Source organism: Kribbella sp. NPDC026611 (assembly GCF_040638345.1).
Classification (GTDB): domain Bacteria; phylum Actinomycetota; class Actinomycetes; order Propionibacteriales; family Kribbellaceae; genus Kribbella.
In genome coordinates this window covers 113,080-133,866 of record NZ_JBEZYC010000011.1, presented here as the reverse complement: position 1 = coordinate 133,866, position 20,787 = coordinate 113,080, and the positions used below count along the sequence as shown (strand labels likewise).

The window sequence follows — 20,787 nt, the reverse complement described above, 5'->3', positions numbered from 1 at the left end:
TCGGTCATGAGAGCGGGATCACCTGAGATCTGGGCATGACCGGCGAGTTGAGCTGGTTGAATGTATACAGAAGCCAGAATTCAGAGAAAGGTTGGACATGATCTTCACCCGTAGGTTCGGCGCTCTGGCGGCTCGTCCGCAGTTCCCGGATGCCCCGGAGCTGCAGGAGCTCAACGCCCCGGTCGACCTGGACGCCGAGCTCGCCAAGCTGACCAACGACCACCACCACCGGTCCGCGCACGACGACGACTGCCGGCGTGCCGACGAGTCCGCGGCCTGAAACATCCGGCCCTATATGTCACGTCATGGCACTTGGTAGACTGTCTACCAAGTGCCATGACTTTGATCAGAAGGGGTCTCATGACCACCATCAGCGCTGGGCCAGGGGCGGGTGCGGAACCGACCGGTGTGCGGCACGTCAAGCGGCCGACGCCGTTGCGTGAGTCGGTGTACGAGGCCCTCACCGAGATGATCATCGACGGTACTCTCGAGCGCGGCCGGCACCTGGTTGAAGTCGAGCTGGCCGGCATGTTGGGCGTGTCGCGGCAGCCGGTCCGCGAGGCCCTGCAACGACTGAACAACGAGGGCTGGGTGGATCTGCGGCCCGGGTTCGGCGCGATGGTGCACGTACCCGCCGAGGACGAGGTCGACCAGTTGCTCGCGGCCCGCGCGGCGCTGGAGTCCGAGTCGGCGCGGCTGGCGGCCCGGCACGCGACCAAGGAAGACGTCGCCCGGCTGCGCGAGCTGTGCAAGATCGGCACGACGTACCAGGAGTCCGGCGACATCGACGGGACCGTCCGGACGAACGCCGAGCTGCACAGCCTGATCACGCAGATGTCCGGCAACCGCTTCCTGGTCGACTTCGCCGCCCAGGTCGACCGCCGCGTCCGCTGGTACTACACACCGGTCGCCCCCGTCCGCGGCGCCGCCTCCTGGCGCGAACACAACCGCCTGGTCAAGGCAATCAGCGAAGGCGACGAAGACAAAGCCGCCCAAACAATGCGCGAACACACCGAACACACCCGCAAGGCCTACCACGACCTCCAGTCCGGCACCCCCTCCCCCGAGCCCCCACCGGAAGAGGAGTCCCCCCGCCGTCGCCGCCGTACGACGAACTGACCTGTCCCGGCGCGCCCGTCCGGTGCGTTTGAGCGGTCAACCTCGGCGGTGAACCGCCCAAACGCCGCCTGGTACTGCGAGCGTTTCTGCTGCTCGCTTCAGCTGAGGTGGCGGAGGAAGAAGCGGGCTGCGTCTTCGGCGGCGTGCTGTGGGACGCCGGTGTGGCCGCCCAGGTTGGCTTGGAGGGTTTTCTCCCTGGAGCCGAAGGCGTCGAAGAGGTCCAAGGCCATTTGCCGATCGTTGCCTTCGTCATCCCATTGGAGCAGGACGTGCAGCGGGATGGTGACCTGGCGCGCTTCCTCGAGGATGGTGGCGGGCACGTAACTGCCGGCGAAGAGGCCGGCTGCAGCGATGCGTGGCTCGACGACAGCCAGTCGTACGCCGATGGCGATCACGCCTCCGGAGTACCCGACCGGGCCGCCGAGCCGGGGCAACTCGAGGAGTGCGTCCAGGGCGGCCTGCCATTCCGGGACTGCCTGCTCGACCAGCGGGAGGATCAACCGGTCGACGATCCCGTCCACCGGCTCCCCCGCCGCCAACGTTTGTCGCAGATCGGCGCGGGCCTCGTCAACGCCGACCAGCCGGGGCCGATCGCCACTCCCCGGGAGCTCGATGGTGGCCGAGGCGAAACCCATCGACGCGGAGTGCTGTGCCCGACCCACGAGCCGGGGATACATCTTGCCCAGCCCACCTGGGTGCCCCATCAGAATCAGCGGGACTCTGGTCGACTCCGATCCGGGTGTCCACAGAATGCCGGGTACGTCGCCGAGGCTGAACCCACGCTCGACAACACCATCGTCGAGCCGCCGTTCGTTCGTGAACTGCATAGTCGTGCCTTTCAGGAGTGCGCTACGGCGCTCCCGGACAACCTACCGCCCGACCGTGACCCCAAACAGGAGCACCCACGTCGATACATCCATGGGTACCACCTCCTCAGTCAGCTGCACGGCCCCGAAGCTTAACAGCGCACGTTGACGCTCCACACGATGTTTCTCTTGCCGACCCGTGCGACGGCGCGTTCCTTCTCCGCCCCCGCCGGACCGGCCCCCTCCGCCTTCGCCGGACCGGCCACCCTCCGCCCCGCTGGACCGACTCCTCCGCACTCGCCGAGATCCGCATCAGCCATCTGCCGCGAACCGCCGCCTTGTGGCCCGCCGCCTACGCCGGATGAGCAACCCACGCACCGCGCACCCTCACCCCAAGCCGAACGCATTCGGTGGTTGACCATGCGATGCACCCTTCACAGCCTGCCTGCAGAAGGCGAACGGGCAACCGCAGCGGTTAACCACCGAGATGCCGGGCCCGCAGGAGCACCGGGCAGAGCCGCTCTGGCCTCGAAAGTGATGATCGCGCGGCCACGTCCTCGCAGTCCACGTCACCACCGCTACCCGCCGAGGGGCGGCGACAGAACAGCCGTCGCGCAGCGGTGCCCTTTCCAAACCACTCTCCACGTGAGCCTGCGCCGATCACGCCTGCCCGTGACCACGAGCCGCGCACCCGCCGAAGGCGGCAACAGACAGCCACCGCGAAGCGGTGTCGTTTCATCCCACTCATCACATCAGCTCGCGCCAGAAGCAGTCGCCGGGATCAGCAGTCCGCGCACCCGCCGAAGGCGGCAGAAGAACAGCCACCGCGAAGCGGTGACCTTCCAACCCACTCTCCACGTCAGCCTGCGCCGATCACACCCGCCCGTGACCACGAGCCGCGCACCCGCCGAAGGCGGCAACAGACAGCCACCGCGAAGCGGTGTCGTTTCATCCCACTCATCACATCAGCTCGCGCCAGAAGCAGTCGCCGGGATCAGCAGTAGGCGCACCCGCCGAAGGCGGCAGAAGAACAGCCACCGCGAAGCGGTGACCTTCCAACCCACTCATCACATCAACTCGCGCCACAAGCAGTCGCCGGGATCAGCAGTACGCGCGCCCGCCGAAGGCGGCAACAGAACAGCCACCGCGAAGCGGTGACCTTTGGACCCGCCGGAGGCGGCAATAGGCAGCCGCCGCGGAGCGGTGTCCTTTCGATGCAGTCGCCCCGTAACCCGGGGGGTTGCGGGGCGACTGGGAGGGGATTACTTGCGGGTGGTGGCTGCTTTGCGGGTGGCTAGGGCGGTGGCTAGGTGGGTGTGCTGCTCTACCGTGCGTCTTGCGTAGGTGTTGCGGTCGAAGATGTGTGGCCACCAGTGGCGGCCTATTTGGTCGTGCATCCAGAGGAAGCCGATGGCGAAGCCCATGCTGATCAAGGCCCGGAAGGCGAGGAACTTCCACGGTTCCGGCGGGAGGCCCGGCGTACCCGTGATGACCCAGGTCGTGACGACGGCGTGGGCCAGCAGCGAGAGTGGGAATGCGACCACCCAGTAGACCGCCGCCGGCGCGAACACTCCGGCGGGGACCTTCCCCAGTGCGACCAGTACGGCGTACCCGGTGCCGAACAGGATGAGCGGTACGCCGAGCCCGAGCCCGGTGAGGACTGCCCAGTCGGCGGGCTGGCCCACGAACGCGGCCAGTCCACCGGCGATCAACCCTGCCGCGGCGCCGACCGAGATGGCCGGCACCGAGTACTCCGCCAACTCCTTCACGTCAGACATGTCCGTCATGCTCAGCCCACCGCCACGCCGAAGCGGAACAGGCAGTAGAACAGCATGCCCAGGTAGAACACCGCACCGAAGCCGATGATCACGTTCCGGACCGGACCGGGCCGGATCTTCTTCGGCAGCAGCAGGTTGTTCGTCAGCAGCAGCACGATGCAGTAGGCACCCATCGCGAACGTCGACAGGAACGCCAACGTGTCCAGGATCCCCGCCGGACCGTCGGCCGGCCCGAACAGCAGGATCAGGATCCCGAACAGGATCACGCCCCACAGGAACCCGGCGTACAGCCGCGACATCGAGAACCGCTTCGCACCAGGGACGAAGTAGTACGTCATGTCCGCCTGGCCGCGCGAGAACGAGTCGAACAGACCCAGGGTCGCGTTCAGCCCGATCAGCGCGATGAACGCGAAGAACAGCGTGCCGAGGATCGGCGAGCCGGCCGACGCGAACGCGTCCGACATCGCCTTCAGCGCCGCTTCCCGGTCGCCGCCTTCGATCAGCGACGCCACGTTCGGGTTCTCCCGGGCCGCCGACATGGCGAGCACGGTGAACGAGATCGTGACCAGCATCGTGATCCCCCAGAAGAGCAGGATCGCGTCGAAGGTGACCCACTTGCGCCAGCCCTTCCACTTCGCCAGCTCGGCCGGGTCCTCGGTGTCGAACATGAACCCGCGGGACGGCATCGCTTCCGCCTCGCCCGCGGCCCGCAGGCCGCGGATCTTCGGGATGTGCGCACCCATACCGGCGCCGCTGTCCCGCAGCTGCAGCGTGTACCACATCTGCTGCATCCCCGACGGTCCCGCGAACGCGATCGAACCGACCACGACCGGGAACCAGACCGAGTTCATCGCGTCGTGCGGGAAGTACCCGAACGCGAACATCCCGGACAGCGTCCGGCCGAGGTCGTCCCAGCTGCCGACGATGGCCGCGATGACCGACGTACCGACCACCAGCAGGCCGATCAGCAGACCGAGCAGCTTCTCGAGGAAGTTGTAGATCACCGACAACAGACTGAACAGCACACCGACGAACACCAGAGCCACGCACGCGGTGACCTGCCACGGTATGCCGGTGATCTCCTCGAAGGCGGCCGCACCCGCGGACAGATGTCCCGGCCACATGTAGATCAGGATCGCCGCCGCGTAGAAGAACCACATCAGCGGTTTGAAGATCCGCGCCGCGCCGAAGAAGATGCTCTCCCCGGTCGCCATCGCGTACCGGGCCATCTCCAGCAGGACGAACGCCTGGAGCGTGACGCCGACCATGAACAACCAGCGGATGTCCGGCCCGAACACCAGGACGAGCCGGGGCCACATGTACGACTCCCCCATGCCCACCCCGAGCGCGACCAGGAACACGGTCGGGCCGAGGATGTGCAGCGAGGGTGGTGCGTCCGGAAGCTTCCGGATCGGCATCGGTTCGAGCCGTCCGGCCTTCCAGACCTTCTCGGTGACGGTTGCCGCCGGCTCTTCGGGTACTTCTGAGGTCTTGCTCGTGACGTCCAAGGCGGACTCCTTAGTTCGACGCCAGCTAGCGGTTGTTCCCCCGCGGACTTGCTTCCTCCAATCAGCTGCGGCCGAGCGGACCCGCGTTGCGGGCCCAGCGGTACTTCGCACCGAGAACCTGGACCGGGGTCTCGGTGGTGTACGGGTACGCGACCACACCGTGGTCGAACAGGTACTGCGAAGCCTCCTCGACCTCGACGTCACCGGACAGCGACGCCACCACCGGCTTGTCGATGCCCTTGGCCCGGAACTCCTCGACCACCTCGGCGACCAGCTTCGCGAACACCATCGGCGGCGTCACGATCGTGTGCCAGTAGCCCAGGATGAGGGCGTGGATCCGCTCGTCGGACAGCCCGAGCGCGACCGTGTTCCGGTACGTCGAGGGCGGCTCGCCGCCGGTGATGTCGACCGGGTTGCCGGCCGCACCGAACGGCGGGATGAACTTCCGGAAGGCTTCGTCGAGGTCGGGCGGGATCTCCATCAGCGACAGCCCGTTGTCCACGCACGCGTCCGACAGCAGGACGCCGGAACCGCCCGCGCCGGTGATGATGACGACGTTCTCACCCTTGGGCGTCGGCAGCAGCGGGATCCCCCGGGCGTACTGGAGCATCTCGTTCAGCCCCGGGGCCCGGACCACGCCGCTCTGCCGCAGGATGTCGTCGTACACCTTGTCGTTCCCGGCCAGCGCTCCGGTGTGCGAGCTGGCCGCTCGGGCGCCCATGGACGTCCGGCCGGCCTTCAGCACGACGACCGGCTTCTTCTTCGACACCCGGGCCGCCGTCTCGGCGAACGCCCGGCCGTCCTTCAAATCCTCAAGATGCATGGCGATCAGGTTGGTGTTGTCGTCGCTCTCGAAGAACGTCAGGAGGTCATCCTCGTCGATGTCGGCCTTGTTGCCTACCCCAACAATCGCCGAGACTCCCATCCGGCTGGACCGGGAGAAGCCCAGGATGGCCATCCCGATCCCGCCGCTCTGTGACGAAAGCGCAACACTGCCCTGCACGTCGTACGGCGTGCAGAAGGTCGCGCAGAGGCTCTCCGGCAGGTAGTAGTAGCCGTAGATGTTCGGCCCGAGGATCCGCACGTTGTGCTTGCGCGCGATCGCGACGACCTCGTCCTGCAGCGCCTGCTCGCCGGTCTCGGCGAACCCGGACGGGATCAGGACCGCGCCCGCGACCCCCTTCTGCCCGCACTGCTCGAGCGCGGCGCCGACGAACTTGGCCGGTACGGCGAACACCGCCACGTCGACCTCACTGGGAATGTCCAGCACCGAGGGAAACGCCTTCAGTCCGAGGACTTCGCCGCCCTTGGGGTTGACCGGGTAGATGTCCCCGGCGTACTCGCCGTTGACCAGGTTCTTCATCACCGAGTTGCCGATCTTGCCGTCCTCGTTCGAGGCACCGATCACGGCCACCGCCCGCGGCTTCATGATCCGCGTCATCGCGGTCAGGATCTCCTCCTGACCGAACCGCTCGACCGGCTCGCCGGCCGCGGCGTCCACGATGATGCGAAAGTCCACGGCGGTGGACCCGTCCGGGCCGGCCAGCACCGGGTTCAGATCGACCTCGGCGAACTGCGGGAAGTCGGTGACCAGGTCGGACAGCCGCCGGATCAGGTCAGCCAGCGCGTCCTTGTCCACCGGCTTGGCGCCACGGACACCGTTGAGCATCTCGTGCGCGCCGATCCCGTCGATCATCGCCCGCGCCTCGCCGTCGGCCAGCGGGGCCAGCCGGAAGGTGACGTCCTTCAGTACCTCGACCAGCACGCCACCCAGGCCGAACGCGACGATCTTGCCGAACGTCGGGTCGGTGACCGCCCCGACGATGACCTCCTGCACGTCACCGCCGGTGACCAGCATCTTCTGCACCTGTACGCCGGTGATCTCCGCGTCGGCCTGGTACGCCACGGCGTTGGCGAGGATCCTGTCGAAGGCGTCGCGAGCGGCGTCCTCGCTGTCCACCCCGACCATCACGCCGCCGGCGTCGGTCTTGTGCAGGATGTCCGGCGAGACGATCTTCAGCACGACGGGAAAGCCGATCTCGGCCGCGAGACCGGCGGCTCCCTCGGCAGTCGTGGCCAGCCCCTCGCCCGGCGTCGGGATGCCGTACGCGTCCGCGACCTGCTTGGCCTCGGGTGCGCTCAGCGAGGTGCGGCCGTCCGCCAGAGCCTGGTCGAGGATGGTCCGGACTGCTGCCTTGTCATATGTCATGGGGACTCCAGTTCAGGATGGTCAGATCACGCCGGCGGCTTTGAGTTCCCGCAACTCGGCCGTGTCGATGCCGAGCGAGCCGTAGATGACGGAGTTGTGCTCACCGAGCCCTGGCGAGGTCTGCACCTCGACCGGCGAGTCGGACAGCTTGATCGGGCAGCCGACGGTCTTGAAGCTGCCGCGCTGCGGGTGCGCGACCTCGACCACCGCACCGAGATCGGCCAGGGTCTCGTCCTCGATCAGCTCGCGGGTGGACATGATCGGCCCGCAGGGCACGTTCAGCGCGTTGAGCTTGTCCATCACCTCGAACTTCGTGTGCTGCTCGGTCCACTGCTCGATCAGCGCGAACATCTTGTCCAGCTTGTCCAGGCGCGCAGCCGGCGTCGCCCAGTCCGGGTCCTCGGCCAGCTCGGGCTTGCCGATCAGGTTGGCGATCGGCGCCCAGCCGGGCGGCTGCACGATCACGTAGATGTAGTCGTTCGGCCCACCCGGAGCGGTCCGGACGGCCCAGCCAGGCTGACCGCCGCCGGAGGCGTTCCCCGAGCGCGGCACCTCGTCGCCGAAGTTGTCGTTCGGGTACTCCTTCAGCGGTCCGTGCGCGAGCCGCTGCTGGTCGCGGAGCTTGACCCGGGTCAGGTTCAGCACGGCTTCCTGCATGGCCACCGACACCCGCTGGCCCTTGCCGGTCACGGTCCGCTGGTACAGCGCGGCGAGGATGCCGGCGACCAGGTGGATTCCGGTGCCGGAGTCACCGATCTGCGCGCCGGTCGCGGTCGGCGGACCGTCCTCGAAGCCCGTCGTACTCATCGCGCCGCCCATCGCCTGGGCGACCACCTCGTAGGCCTTGAAGTTCTCGTACCGGCCCGGGCCGAAGCCCTTGATCGAGGCGTAGATCAGGCGCGGGTTCAGCAGTTGCAGCCGCTCCCAGGTGAAGCCCATCCGGTCGATCGCGCCGGGGGCGAAGTTCTCCACCAGGATGTCGGCGTTCTGCACCAGGTCGGTGAAGATCTCCTTGCCGCGGTCGGACTTCAGGTTCAGCGTGATGCTGCGCTTGTTGCAGTTCAGCATCGTGAAGTAGAGGCTGTCCGCGTCCGGGAGGTCGCGCAGCTGCTGGCGGGTGATGTCGCCGGTCGGTGCCTCGAGCTTGATCACGTCGGCGCCGAGCCAGGCCAGGATCTGGGTGCAGGACGGTCCGGACTGCACATGGGTCATGTCGAGAACACGGACACCGTCGAGGGCCTTGGGCATAGCTGGTCCTCCTACTTGTACATGGTCTGGTTCATGGTTCCGGGGGCGTACGCGTCCGGGTCGACCCAGACGTTGATCAGCGACGGCAGCCCGGACTCGCGGGCGCGCTGCATGGCCGGCCCGATGTCCTTCGGGTCCCGGACCTCCTCGCCGTACCCGCCGAGCATCCGGGCGAACTCGTCGTACCTGACGTCGCCAAGGGTGTTGCCGATCCGGCCGCGATCGTGGCCGTACTTCGCTTCCTGGCCGTAGCGGATCTGGTTCATCGAGGAGTTGTTGCCGACGACACCGACGAACGGGAGGTTGAAGCGGACCAGGGTCTCGAAGTCCCAGCCGGTCAGCGAGAACGCGCCGTCGCCGAAGAGCGCGACCACTTCCTTGTCCGGCCGCGCGTACTTCGCCGCCAGCACGAACGGGATGCCGACGCCGAGGGTGCCGAGCGGGCCCGGGTCCATCCAGTGGCCCGGCGACTTCGGCTGCACGACGCCACCGGAGAAGGTGACGATATCGCCACCGTCGCCGATGTAGATCGAGTCCTCGGTGAGGAACTCGTTGATCTCGTGCGCGAGCCGGAGCGGGTGGATCGGGTTCGCGTCCGACAGCTGCCGCGGCAGCCGTTTCTGGTACGCCGCGTCCTCCTCGGCGCGGAGCTCCGCGAACCAGGCCTTGCGGTCGGTCTTGTGCAGCCGGCCCGACGCGGCCTGGGTGACCGCGGCCAGGATCGCACCCGGGTCCCCGACCAGGCCGAGGTCGATGTCGCGGTTCTTGCCGACGGTGCGGTAGTCCATATCGATCTGCACCACGGTCGCGCTCTGCGGCAGCCGGCGGCCGTAGCCCATCCGGAAGTCGAACGGCGTACCGACGATCAGGATCAGGTCGGCGTTGTTGAAGCCGTAGCGCCGGGACAGGTGGAAGTGATGCGGGTCGCCGGGCGGCAGCGTGCCGCGGGCCGAGCCGTTCATGAAGGCCGGGACGTCGAGCGTGCGGACGAACTCGGTCGCGGCGTCGCTGCCGCGCGAGGTCCACACCTGGGTGCCGAGCAGCACGACCGGCTTCTCGGCGCGTACCAGCAGGTCGGCCAGCGCCTCGATGCTCGCTGGGTCGCCGATGCTCTTGGTCGAAGCCCGGTAATGGCCGGCCGCCGGGATCGTCGCGGAGTCGACCGGGACCGAGTTGTCCAGGATGTCGCGCGGGATCTCCAGGAAGGACGGGCCGGGGGCACCGTTGAAGCACTCGCGGAACGCCATCGAGACCATGTCGGCGGCGCGTGCGGTGTGCGGCACGGTCGCGGCGAACTTGGTGATCGGCGTCATCATGTCGACGTGCGGCAGGTCCTGCAGGGACCCCATCTTGTGCTGGTTGAGCGCACCCTGGCCGCCGATCAGCAGCATCGGGCTCTCCGCCCGGAACGCGTTCGCGACGCCCGTGACGGCGTCCGTCGTCCCCGGGCCGGCGGTGACGACCGCGCAGCCGGGCTTGCCGGTGACCCGCGCGTACCCATCCGCGGCGTGCGCGGCGACCTGCTCGTGCCGGACGTCGACGACGGCGATGCCCTCGTCCACGCAGCCGTCGTAGATGTCGATGATGTGACCGCCGCAGAGCGTGAAGATCACGTCGATCCCCTCGGCCTTCAGCGCCTTGGCGACCAGATGACCACCCGAGATGGTCTCCGGCTCCTTCACTTCGGCGACGGGCTGGGTCTCCGACACTGTCTGCGCCATCTGCAGTCCTCTCCTCGGAAGGGCCGAGATCAGGTTCTTCGGCTTCGTTGTAGATTGCATACCGTATGGTGTAGTCGTAGTCTTATCCCACCGAGTGGGGCTTGTCCAGAGCTCGTTTCGAGGAGGCAATCCCTGGTGGCGTTGAGGAATCGGCTCGGTCCGCACCTCGACGTACCGAGCTGGTCGCGATTCCGGACGAGGACTACGAACCGGACTTCTAGGCCGACGCGGACCACGAGGGACTTGGCCGTACGGCGGCGCCATGAGCCGCCAGGCACTGTTTGAGCAGACCTCTGAGGCGTACGTCGCTGACTGTGCGCGCGGTGACAGCGATCGCTTCGGCGGCATGCTCTGTCGCTACGAAGGTGCGATAGAACGCCTCACTCCGCCGGCCCAGAACTGATAACCACCAGCGGGCGGCACCGGCCGGACGTTCTCTTGTGCCCAACAGGTGCAATGCGGTCTGGTGAGCAGCTCGCAGGCGGCGATGTTCGTCGGGCCGGAGCTCGCCGCCCGCGAGCGCTGTGGAGACACAGAGCGCGACGACGCGGGCGGACGGCTCGAAGCCGGGACGGGCAGTGTCGAGGAAGTGTGGCGCCAGCGGGAGAAGTTCGCGCCGGCCGGCGGACGTACTGTGGTCGTGCACGGCGCGTGCCACCGATCCCAGGACCGGATGTACGCCGCTCGGGCGGTCTGTCCACGGCTCCCCGGCCAGCCGGGACACCAGTTCCATGACGCACGGATCGGGTCGCGCGGCCAGTGCGTGGCCGTTCATTCGCCGGTCACGGGGGTGCCGAGCTGCGGGCGGACCGGCAGGGCGGGGCGACCGGGCTGTTTGAGCAGCCGCACGCTGAGCGCGGTCAGCAGGCCGAGCAGTCCGGCGACCAGGAACAGCGGACGGTACCCGACCGCGGCCACGACAGACGCTGCGACACCGATGCCGACGAGCCCGCCGACAGCCTTGGCGGAGTACAGGATCGCTTGGTTCTGCAGCAGGCTGTTCTCACCGAAGAACTCGAGGACGAGGTTGGCCATGATCGCGTAGAACGCGCCGCCGCCGAGGCCGGCGAACATCGCGCAGACCACGAACGCCGGACCGTTGCCCGCCGCGACCAGACCGATATGTGCGAAGCCCTCGATCATCAGCACGGCGGCGAGCACGCGTCGACGGCCGAATCTGTCGGACAAGTTGCCCGCTGTCGATCGCCCAAGACCGTTGACAGCAGCAAGCAATCCGGCAGCAGTGGCGGCAACTGTGGTGCCGAGACCACTGGTGGTGGCGTAGCTCGCCACGAAGCCGATGCCAAACAACGACAGCGCAGCGCTGATTGCCAGGAGCAACCACATCAGCGGCAACGCGCCGGTGCGCATTGCCTCGGCCGGGCGGTAGTGGCGGACGGCGGGCTGGTTGTGCGGGATGTTCCGGTTCAGCTTGCGGTCGATCGCCCAGGCCTGGGCGTCGATGTCGGCCGGCCACCAGTGCTTCGGCGGATCCTTCAGCAGACCACCGGCGACCAGCACGATCAGGAGCGCGACGACCGCGGTCACGTCGAACACCGTCGACCTGAAGTTCGCCAGCAGGGCGATGCTGGGCACGGCGCCGACGGCGAATCCGCCTGTGACGAACCCGATCGTCGCCGTCCTCCGGTCCGGGAACCAGCGCGCCGATGTCGTGATGCACGCGGAGTACACGACTCCCGCGCCGACGCCGCCGAGTACCGCGTAGCCGATGAGGGCAGCGGCGTAGCTGTGCGCGTGGGCGAGCGTTGCGAGTCCGATCGCGGCGAGCACGCCACCGGCGATGACCAGCTGCGTCGGCGAGGCACGGCGTACCCGCTGGAGCCAGGCGGCCGGGATCGCGACCAGCGCCTGACATGCAACGAAGACGGCGAGCAGCCAGAGGGTCTGGGCCGCACCCCAGCCGCGGTCCACCTCCAGACCGCCTGCCGCCATGCCGAACGCGTACTGCAGTGGGCTGATGGCCACCATGCAGGCCCAGGCAGCCCAGAGCTGCCAGCGCCGGGAGTGGCCGGTCAGTTCGCGAGCGTCTTCGCCGATCCGGTACCGCCGGCCGTAGACGTCGCGGACGTCCCGGGGAGTGGGCATCACGTGATTCATGGCGCCTCCTGACTACTGCATACCGTATGAAGTCTGTGGTACTCCACCGAACCATCGCTGTCCAGACCTGAGGCGTTGCGACTGCCTCTTGTGGCCAGATTGCATACCGCATACCGTAGTCACTCACCGAGATGGGAGGCCTACGTGGACCTGATGGAGTACCAAGCGAAGGAGCTCTTCGCCCGGCACGGCGTCCCGGTGACGCTCGGCCGGGTGATCGAGGATCCGGCCGACGCGGCCGCTGCCGCCGTGGATCTCGGCGGCCGGGTGGTGGTGAAGGCGCAGGTGAAGACCGGCGGCCGCGGCAAGGCGGGCGGCGTGAAGCTGGCCAGGTCCCCCGAGGAAGCGACCGAGAAGGCCGGCGAGATCCTCGGGATGGACATCAAGGGTCACACCGTGCACCGGGTGCTGCTCGCGCCGGCAGCGGACATCGCCGCGGAGTACTACTTCTCGTTCCTGATCGACCGGGCGAACCGTGAGTACCTCTGCATCGCCAGTACGGAAGGCGGGGTGGAGATCGAGGAGGTCGCCCACACCAAGCCGGAGGCGATCGCGAAGGTGCCGATCGACCCGGCCGTCGGCGTCGACGCCGCCAAAGCCGAGGAGATCGTGGCGGCGGCCGGCTTCCCCGCGGAAGCTACGTCGATCGTCCAGCGGCTGTGGGACGTGTTCGTCGCCGAGGACGCGACGCTGGTCGAGGTGAACCCGCTGGTGAAGCTCGGCGACGGTTCGCTCGAGGCCCTCGACGGCAAGGTCACGCTCGACGACAGCGCGACGTACCGGCACCCCGATCACGCAGCCTTCGAGGACAAGACGTCGGCGGACCCGCTCGAGGCGGCGGCCCACGAGAAGGGCCTCAACTACGTCAAGCTGGACGGCTCGGTCGGCATCATCGGCAACGGCGCCGGCCTCGTCATGTCGACGCTGGACGTGGTGGCGTATGCCGGTTCGCAGTACGGCGTGAAGCCCGCGAACTTCCTCGACATCGGGGGTGGCGCGTCGGCGGAGGTGATGGCGAACGGTCTCGGCATCATCTTGTCCGACGCCCAGGTGCGGAGCGTGTTCGTGAACGTCTTCGGCGGGATCACCGCCTGCGACGCAGTCTCGAACGGCATCGTCCAGGCGCTCGCCGTGCTCGGCGACCGCGCCGACAAGCCCCTCGTCGTCCGGCTGGACGGCAACAACGTCGACGAAGGCCGCCGCATCCTTGCCCAGGCCAACCATCCGCTGGTGACCGTGGTGGACACGATGGACGGCGCCGCGGCCAAGGCCGCCGAGCTGGCCGCCCAGAACTGAGGAGTTGAGATGGCGATCTTCCTGACAGAGCACAGCCGGGTCATCGTGCAGGGCATGACGGGGGCCGAGGGACAGAAGCACACCAGCCGAATGCTTGCTGCCGGCACCAACATCGTCGGCGGCGTGACACCGGGCAAGGGCGGCCAGTCGGTCGACTTCGCCAAGCGGTCGATCCCGGTCTACGGGTCGTGCGCGGAGGCGGTGCAATCGACGGCCGCCGACGTGTCGGTGGTGTTCGTGCCGCCCCGCTTCACTCGCGGAGCGGTTCTGGAGGCCGTCGACGCCGGCGTGCCGTTGGTCGTGGTCATCACCGAGGGTGTCCCGGTCCACGACACCGCGGCGTTCTTCGCGGCCGCGCAGGCGAGCGGGACGCGGATCATCGGACCGAACTGTCCGGGCATCATCAGCCCGGGCCGCGCCAAGGCGGGCATCATCCCGGCCGACATTGCCGGTCCGGGCCGGCTCGGCCTGGTCAGCAAGTCGGGCACGCTGACGTACCAGATGATGTACGAGCTCCGCGACTTCGGCTTCTCGACCGCGATCGGGATCGGTGGCGACCCCATCATTGGCACCACCCACATCGACGCCCTGCAGGCGTTCCAGGACGACCCGGACACCGACGCGATCGTGATGATCGGCGAGATCGGCGGCGACGCCGAGGAGCACGCCGCCGACTTCATCAAGGCCAACGTCACCAAGCCGGTCGTCGGCTACGTGGCCGGCTTCACCGCCCCCGAGGGCAAGACGATGGGCCATGCCGGCGCGATCGTCTCCGGCTCGTCCGGTACGGCGGCCGCGAAACAGGAGGCGCTGGAGGCAGCCGGCGTACGCGTGGGCAAGACCCCGACCGAGACCGCCGCGCTACTGCGCTCGGTGCTGGTTGCGGTTTAGCGGCGGCGCGGTGCTCTGCCGGATGATGAGCTCGGTGGGCACGGCGACCGGGGCGTGGTGGTGCTCGCCGGCCTGGATCTCGGCGATCAGTGCGTCCACGCTCCGGCGGCCCACCTCGCTGAAGGTCTGGCGGACAGTGGTCAGGGGCGGCCAGAAATGGGCCGACTCCTCCATGTCGTCGAAGCCGACCACGCTCACGTCGTCCGGCACCGCGCGGCCGCGCTCGTACAGCGCGCGCAACAGGCCGAGCGCCATCTGGTCATTGCCGACGAAGACCGCGGTCACCGCGTCGTTCGCGGCGAGCCGCCGGCCGGCCTCGTAGCCCGAGGTCGAGGTCCAGTCCCCGTCGACCACCGGCGGCACCTCGCGGCCGTGATCGATCAAGGTCTGCTCCCACGACTGCCGGCGCCGGTCCGCGGCGAACGACGTAGGCGGGCCGCCGAGGTGCCACACGGTCTCGTGCCCCAGCTCCAGCAGGTGTTCGGTCGCCAGGCGTGCACCCTGCCGCTGGTCGGTGTCGACGATCGGGTAGTCGTAGTGGGCGCTGGAGTCGATAACGACCACCGGGAGGCCGTCCGGCAGCCGCACGCCGGCCTCGTCCAGGGTGTAGGCCTCGATCAGGATGATCACGCCGTCCACAGCCTGCTGCCCCAGCCGGTTGAACGCGTTCGTCACCGCGCTCTGGGTGACGTCGAGCACGGGGACCAGGTTGATCGCGTACCCGCGGATCGTGGCGGCGGTGGCGATCGCGTCCAGCGTGCGCGTCGTACCGAAGCTGTGCAGCTCGAAGACGATCACTCCGATACTGCGGTACTCGCCGTTGCGCAGGGCGCGAGCAGCGCTGTTCGGCCGGTACCCGAGCTGCCGCATCGCGGCCTGGACCCGCTCCCTGGTGACGGCGTCGACGTTGTGCCGGTCGTTCGCCACCCGCGACACGGTCTGACCGGACACGCCGGCGAGTCTGGCCACGTCGGCCATCGACGGCCCTCTGCGCCGCCGTACCGATGGTTCCTCCGCCGACATCGGCCCCCTCCTCCGGTTCGTGTCCGCAGTGTAGACATGTTGACGTAAACACGTTACGGTCGCCGCGTCGATGTTGACGTAAACATCGCGCGTCCCGCGGGACGCCGCAGTGAAAGGAGGCCGACGGACGTGGCGGAGTCTGTGGCCCAGCACCAGGTCGTCGGAGTGCGGACGACCGGCCGGCGGCGCCGGGGAGCGTTCCGGGACGGCAAGGGGTGGCTGTTCGTCAGCCCGTTCCTGGCCGTCTTCGCGCTCACCTTCCTGGCCCCGATCGGGTACGCGATCTACCTGAGCCTGTTCCGCGAGCAGGCCTTCTTCGGTGGGCGGGTCTTCGTCGGGCTCGGCAACTACACCGAGGCGCTGCAGGACCCGAAGTTCTGGACGGCGTTCGAGCGGGTCGGCCTGTTCCTGGTCGTCCAGGTGCCGGTGATGCTGATCCTGGCCCTGGCCGCGGCGCTCGCGATCGACAGCGCCCGGCTGTACGCGGCCGGGTTCTTCCGGATCGTGATCTTCCTGCCGTACGCCGTCCCCGGCGTGGTCGCCGTCCTGATGTGGGGCTACATCTACGGCAACGACTTCGGACTGGCCGCGAACCTCAACCACCTGCTCGGCACGACCGCGATCCAGCCGCTCAGCGGCAGCTGGATGCTGCCGTCGATCGCCAACGTGGTCACCTGGGAGTTCGTCGGCTACAACATGCTGATCTTCTACTCGGCGCTGCGCACGGTGCCGGGTGAGCTGTACGAGGCGGCCGCGATCGACGGCGCCGGCACGTTCCGGACGATCCGGGCGGTCAAGCTGCCGGCGCTGCGCGGCGCGATCGTGATCGCGACGATCTTCTCGATCATCGGCAGCTTCCAGCTCTTCAACGAGCCGAACATCCTGCGCACGCTCGCGCCGAACGTGATCACGACGTACTACACGCCCAACATGTACGCCTACAACCTGTCCTTCGCCGGCCAGCAGTTCAACTACTCCGCGACGGTGGCGATCGTGATGGGCGTCATCACCGCGATCATCGCGTACGTCGTCCAGCTCCGCGGATCCCGGGAGTCGCTGTGAGTGTCCTGTCTTCTCCGCTGCGCCCGAAACGGTCGAAGCTGCTGACCGGAGTCTTGGTCCTGTACCTGCTCTACACGATCCTGCCACTGGCCTGGTTGTTGCTCAGTGCAACCAAAACCCAGAACGACCTGCTGACCACACCCGGCCTGTGGTTCGGGAAGAGCTTCGCGTTCTTCGGCAACCTCAGGGACACGCTGACCTACAACGACGGCATCTTCCTGCGCTGGCTCGGCAACACACTGCTGTACGTCGTGGTCGGCGCCGGCGGGGCGACGCTGCTCGCCACCGCGGCCGGCTACGGGCTGGCGAAGTACAAGTTCGCCGGCCGGCGCGCGGTGTTCGCGATCCTGCTCGGCGCGGTCGCGGTGCCCGGTACGGCGCTCGCGGTGCCGACGTTCCTGATGTTCTCCAACCTCGGGCTGACCAACACCGTCTGGGCGATCATCATCCCGTCGCTGGTGAGCCCGTTCGGCCTGTACCTGATGTGGGTCTACGCGACCGACGCCGTACCGCACGACCTGCTCGAGGCGGCCCGGATCGACGGCGCCGGCGAGGTCCGGACGTTCTTCACCGTCGCGCTCCGGCTGCTTGCCCCCGGCATCGTCACCACGCTGCTGTTCGCGATGGTGTCGACCTGGAACAACTACTTCCTGCCGCTGATCATGCTCAGCAAACCCAGCCTCTACCCGCTCACGGTCGGGCTCACCCAGTGGAGCAACCAGGCGACCGGCGTGGGGGCCCGCCCCATCTACAACCTGGTGATCACCGGATCGGTGCTGACGATCGTTCCGCTGGTGATCGCCTTCCTCCTTCTCCAGCGGTTCTGGCAGTCAGGCCTGAGCGCGGGGAGCGTGAAGTGAAAGGAACACCGATGAAGTCACAGTGGCGCGGAATCCGGCGGCTGGTGGTCGCCGGAGCCGCACTGACGGCGCTGGCCGTCGTGGCCGCCTGCGGCGGGTCCAAGGCGGGCAACGACGCCGGCAGCAGCCAGACCACCGGGTCGGCCGACGCCGTCGACGCCGCCCTCAAGGCCGGCGGCACGATCACCTACTGGAGCTGGACGCCGTCCGCGCAGGCCCAGGTCGACGCGTTCATGAAGCAGTACCCGAACGTCAAGGTGAACTACGTCAACGCCGGGACCGGCAACGACCACTACACCAAGCTGCAGAACGCGATCAAGGCCGGCTCGGGTGCCCCGGACGTGGCCCAGGTCGAGTACCAGGCACTCCCCCAGTTCGCGCTGCCGGGCTCGCTCGTCGACCTGAACCAGTACGGCTTCAGCCAGTACGAGTCGGCGTACACGGCATCGACCTGGGCCGCGGTGCACGCCGGCAGCGGTCTCTTCGGTCTGCCGCAGGACTCCGGACCGATGGCGCTGTTCTACAACAAGGAGGTCTTCGACAAGTACGGCATCGCCGTACCGAAGACCTGGGACGAGTACGTCGCGGCCGCGAAGAAGCTGCACACGGCCAACCCGAAGGCGTACCTCACCAACGACTCCGGTGACGCCGGCTTCACCACAAGCATGATCTGGCAGGCGGGCGGGACGCCGTTCAAGACCGACGGCAAGAACATCAGCCTGAACCTGCAGGACGACGGCTCGAAGAAGTGGACCAGCACCTGGAACCTGCTCGTCTCCGGCGGTCTGGTGGGCCAGATCCCCGGCTGGACGGACGCGTGGTTCAAGGCGCTCGGCGACGGGACGATCGCGACGCTGCCCACCGGCGCCTGGATGCCCGGTGTGATGGAGGCGTCGGTCAAGGCCGGGGCCGGCAAGTGGCGCGTCGCGCCGATGCCGACGTACGACGGTCAGCCGGCCACCGCGGAGAACGGCGGCAGCACCGAGTCCGTGCTCAAGCAGAGCAAGAACCCGGCGCTGGCCGCCGCGTTCGTCCGGTGGCTGAACCACGACGAGGGCGTCAAGCCGTTCCTGGCCAGCGGCGGCTTCCCGGCGACGACGGCCGACCTGAAGGACCCGGCGTTCGTCGACAAGACCAGCGCGTACTTCGGCGGCCAGAAGATCAACCAGGTGCTCACCGCGGCGGCAGGCTCCGTCGTCAAGGGCTGGAGCTACCTGCCGTACGAGCTGTACGCGAACAGCATCTACGGCGACACCGTCGGCAAGGCGTACCAGTCGAAGTCCGACCTGAACGCCGGACTGAAGGCCTGGCAGGATGCACTGGTGACCTATGGCAACCAGCAGGGCTTCCAGGTGAACGGCTGACCCGTGACCCACTTCGCGATCGGTGAGTCCGACTTCCTCCTCGACGGGCGGCCCTTCCGGATCCTGTCCGGCGCGCTGCACTACTTCCGCGTGCACCCGGACAGCTGGGCCGACCGGATCGAGAAGGCCCGGTTGATGGGGCTCAACACGATCGAGACGTACGTGCCGTGGAACGCGCACAGCCCGCGTCGCGGGACCTTCGACACCACGGGCATGCTCGACCTCGAGCGGTTCCTGCGGGAGGTCGCCGCGGCCGGTCTGTACGCGATCGTGCGCCCCGGGCCGTACATCTGCGCGGAGTGGGACAACGGTGGTCTCCCCGCCTGGCTCTTCCGGGAGCCAGGCATCGGGGTCCGCCGGTACGAACCACGGTTCATGGCCGCGGTCCAGGAATACCTGTCCGAGGTACTGCGGATCGTCCGGCCGTTGCAGGTCGATCAGGGCGGACCAGTGCTGCTGGTCCAGGTCGAGAACGAGTACGGCGCGTTCGGCTCCGACCAGACGTACCTGAAGGCGGTGGCCGGCATCATCCGCGATGCCGGCATCACCGTCCCCCTCGTCACCGTCGACCAGCCCGTCGACGCGATGCTCGAGGCCGGCGGGCTGGACGGCGTACTGCGCACCGGGTCGTTCGGGTCCCGCGCCGACGAGCGGCTCGCCACATTGCGCAAGCATCAGCCGACCGGGCCGCTGATGTGCATGGAGTTCTGGGACGGCTGGTTCGACTACTGGGGTGGACCGCACCACACCACCAGCGTGGCGGAGGCCACGGCCGAGCTGGACGCGCTGCTCGCGGCCGGCGCCTCGGTGAACATCTACATGGTCCACGGCGGCACGAACTTCGGGCTGACCAGCGGGGCCAACGACAAGGGCGTCTACCTGCCGACGATCACGTCGTACGACTACGACGCGCCGCTGGACGAGGCTGGAAACCCCACTGCGAAGTTCCATGCGTTCCGCGACGTCATCTCTCGGTACGCACCGGTGCCCGAGGCGGTCCCGTCGCGAGGGGCTCCTGCTCCTGAGACGTCCGCGGCGCTGAGTGCGCCGATCCGGCTGCTGGCTGAGCCCGGCACTTGGACCCAAGGCGGCTGGAGTGAGCACTCGACGGTGCCGACGCTGGACGAGCTCGACGCGACCCTGGCGCTGTTGCGGACCGAGATCCCGGCCGAGGCGCCGGTGCTGCTCACCGTCGACGAGGTGCGGGACCGCGCCTACGTCTTCCTCGACGGCGCGCCGGTCGGCGTACTCGACCGCGAGCGGCACGACCGGGCGATGATGCTGCCGCACGGCGGACACCTCGAGATCCTGGTCGAGGATCAGGGACGGGTGAACTACGGTCCGCGGATCGGCGAGCCCAAGGGGCTGATCGGCCCGGTCCGGCTCGGGACGGACGAGCTCACCGACTGGTCGGCGTGCGCGATCGACCTCGACGCCGTACCCCGGTTGTGGGACACGACGGCACCGGATGCCCCCGGTGTCGGGCCGGCCGCCTGGCGGGCGTCGTTCGAGGTGGGCGAGCCGGTGGACCACTTCCTGTCGACCGCTGCCTGGGGCAAGGGGTTCGCCTGGGTGAACGGGTTCAACCTCGGGCGGTACTGGCGTCGCGGGCCGCAAGAGACGCTCTACATCCCCGGTCCCGTCCTGCGCACCGGCCGCAACGACCTCGTCGTCCTCGAGCTCGAGGTGATGGCGGACCCGGTCGCCCACTTCGTCAGCGGGCCGTCGCTGGGGCCGATCGAGCTCTGAGTGGTACAGGTGGGTCCGACGTCGCTGCGGCCGGA

Annotated in this window: 17 protein-coding genes; 8 read left to right on the top strand and 9 right to left on the bottom strand. The window is 68.2% G+C overall.

What is annotated here, in order from left to right:
* Positions 1-97: 97 nt before the first annotated feature.
* Entirely contained in the window at positions 98-280 is a 183-nt protein-coding gene (locus AB0E69_RS35325) for a hypothetical protein (RefSeq protein ID WP_360156571.1), read from the top strand.
* 80 nt (positions 281-360) lie between these two features.
* Positions 361-1,119: a GntR family transcriptional regulator gene (locus AB0E69_RS35320; protein ID WP_360156568.1), complete on the top strand. Its 759-nt coding sequence runs from the start codon at positions 361-363 to the stop codon at positions 1,117-1,119.
* A gap of 98 nt (positions 1,120-1,217) precedes the next feature.
* Here AB0E69_RS35320 and AB0E69_RS35315 read toward each other — a convergent pair whose 3' ends face one another.
* The 8 genes from AB0E69_RS35315 to AB0E69_RS35280 form a co-directional block, all read right to left on the bottom strand.
* Entirely contained in the window at positions 1,218-1,946 is a 729-nt protein-coding gene (locus AB0E69_RS35315) for an alpha/beta hydrolase (protein WP_360156565.1), read from the bottom strand.
* A 1,241-nt stretch (positions 1,947-3,187) separates the two neighbouring features.
* Positions 3,188-3,703: a hypothetical protein gene (locus AB0E69_RS35310; RefSeq protein ID WP_360156562.1), complete on the bottom strand. Its 516-nt coding sequence runs from the start codon at positions 3,701-3,703 to the stop codon at positions 3,188-3,190.
* Positions 3,704-3,714: 11 nt separating this feature from the next.
* Positions 3,715-5,211: an Nramp family divalent metal transporter gene (locus AB0E69_RS35305; protein WP_360156559.1), complete on the bottom strand. Its 1,497-nt coding sequence runs from the start codon at positions 5,209-5,211 to the stop codon at positions 3,715-3,717.
* A 61-nt stretch (positions 5,212-5,272) separates the two neighbouring features.
* Positions 5,273-7,420, bottom strand: a complete 2,148-nt coding sequence (locus AB0E69_RS35300) for an acetate--CoA ligase family protein (protein ID WP_360156556.1) — start codon at positions 7,418-7,420, stop codon at positions 5,273-5,275.
* Between the two features lie 21 nt (positions 7,421-7,441).
* Entirely contained in the window at positions 7,442-8,668 is a 1,227-nt protein-coding gene (gene frc, locus AB0E69_RS35295) for a formyl-CoA transferase (protein ID WP_360156553.1), read from the bottom strand.
* A gap of 11 nt (positions 8,669-8,679) precedes the next feature.
* Positions 8,680-10,389 (bottom strand): thiamine pyrophosphate-binding protein, encoded by a 1,710-nt coding sequence (locus AB0E69_RS35290; RefSeq protein ID WP_360156550.1) that lies wholly within the window; start codon positions 10,387-10,389, stop codon positions 8,680-8,682.
* A gap of 217 nt (positions 10,390-10,606) precedes the next feature.
* On the bottom strand, positions 10,607-11,122 hold the full coding sequence (locus tag AB0E69_RS35285; protein WP_360156547.1) for a hypothetical protein: 516 nt from the start codon (positions 11,120-11,122) through the stop codon (positions 10,607-10,609).
* Positions 11,123-11,160: 38 nt separating this feature from the next.
* Positions 11,161-12,507: an OFA family MFS transporter gene (locus AB0E69_RS35280; protein WP_360156544.1), complete on the bottom strand. Its 1,347-nt coding sequence runs from the start codon at positions 12,505-12,507 to the stop codon at positions 11,161-11,163.
* A gap of 144 nt (positions 12,508-12,651) precedes the next feature.
* Here AB0E69_RS35280 and sucC point away from each other — a divergent pair, with 144 nt between their 5' ends.
* A complete protein-coding gene (gene sucC, locus AB0E69_RS35275) occupies positions 12,652-13,803 on the top strand; it encodes an ADP-forming succinate--CoA ligase subunit beta (protein WP_360156541.1) in 1,152 nt (383 codons plus the stop codon).
* 9 nt (positions 13,804-13,812) lie between these two features.
* Positions 13,813-14,694, top strand: coding sequence for a succinate--CoA ligase subunit alpha (gene sucD, locus AB0E69_RS35270; RefSeq protein ID WP_360156538.1), 882 nt, complete (start codon positions 13,813-13,815; stop codon positions 14,692-14,694).
* Here the strand turns inward: sucD and AB0E69_RS35265 are convergent.
* Positions 14,665-15,717 (bottom strand): LacI family DNA-binding transcriptional regulator, encoded by a 1,053-nt coding sequence (locus AB0E69_RS35265; RefSeq protein ID WP_360156535.1) that lies wholly within the window; start codon positions 15,715-15,717, stop codon positions 14,665-14,667. The genes sucD and AB0E69_RS35265 overlap by 30 nt on opposite strands.
* A gap of 129 nt (positions 15,718-15,846) precedes the next feature.
* Here AB0E69_RS35265 and AB0E69_RS35260 point away from each other — a divergent pair, with 129 nt between their 5' ends.
* The 4 genes from AB0E69_RS35260 to AB0E69_RS35245 are packed head-to-tail and all read left to right on the top strand — an operon-like array spanning position 15,847 to position 20,752.
* Entirely contained in the window at positions 15,847-16,779 is a 933-nt protein-coding gene (locus AB0E69_RS35260; RefSeq protein WP_360156532.1) for a sugar ABC transporter permease, read from the top strand.
* Positions 16,776-17,639 (top strand): carbohydrate ABC transporter permease, encoded by an 864-nt coding sequence (locus AB0E69_RS35255; protein ID WP_360156529.1) that lies wholly within the window; start codon positions 16,776-16,778, stop codon positions 17,637-17,639. The genes AB0E69_RS35260 and AB0E69_RS35255 overlap by 4 nt, the downstream gene beginning before the upstream one ends.
* 11 nt (positions 17,640-17,650) lie before the next feature.
* Positions 17,651-19,003, top strand: coding sequence for a sugar ABC transporter substrate-binding protein (locus AB0E69_RS35250; RefSeq protein ID WP_360156526.1), 1,353 nt, complete (start codon positions 17,651-17,653; stop codon positions 19,001-19,003).
* 3 nt (positions 19,004-19,006) lie between these two features.
* Positions 19,007-20,752 carry a beta-galactosidase family protein gene (locus tag AB0E69_RS35245; protein ID WP_360156523.1) on the top strand — a complete coding sequence of 582 codons (1,746 nt, stop codon included), beginning with the start codon at positions 19,007-19,009 and terminating at the stop codon, positions 20,750-20,752.
* Positions 20,753-20,787 lie beyond the last annotated feature (35 nt).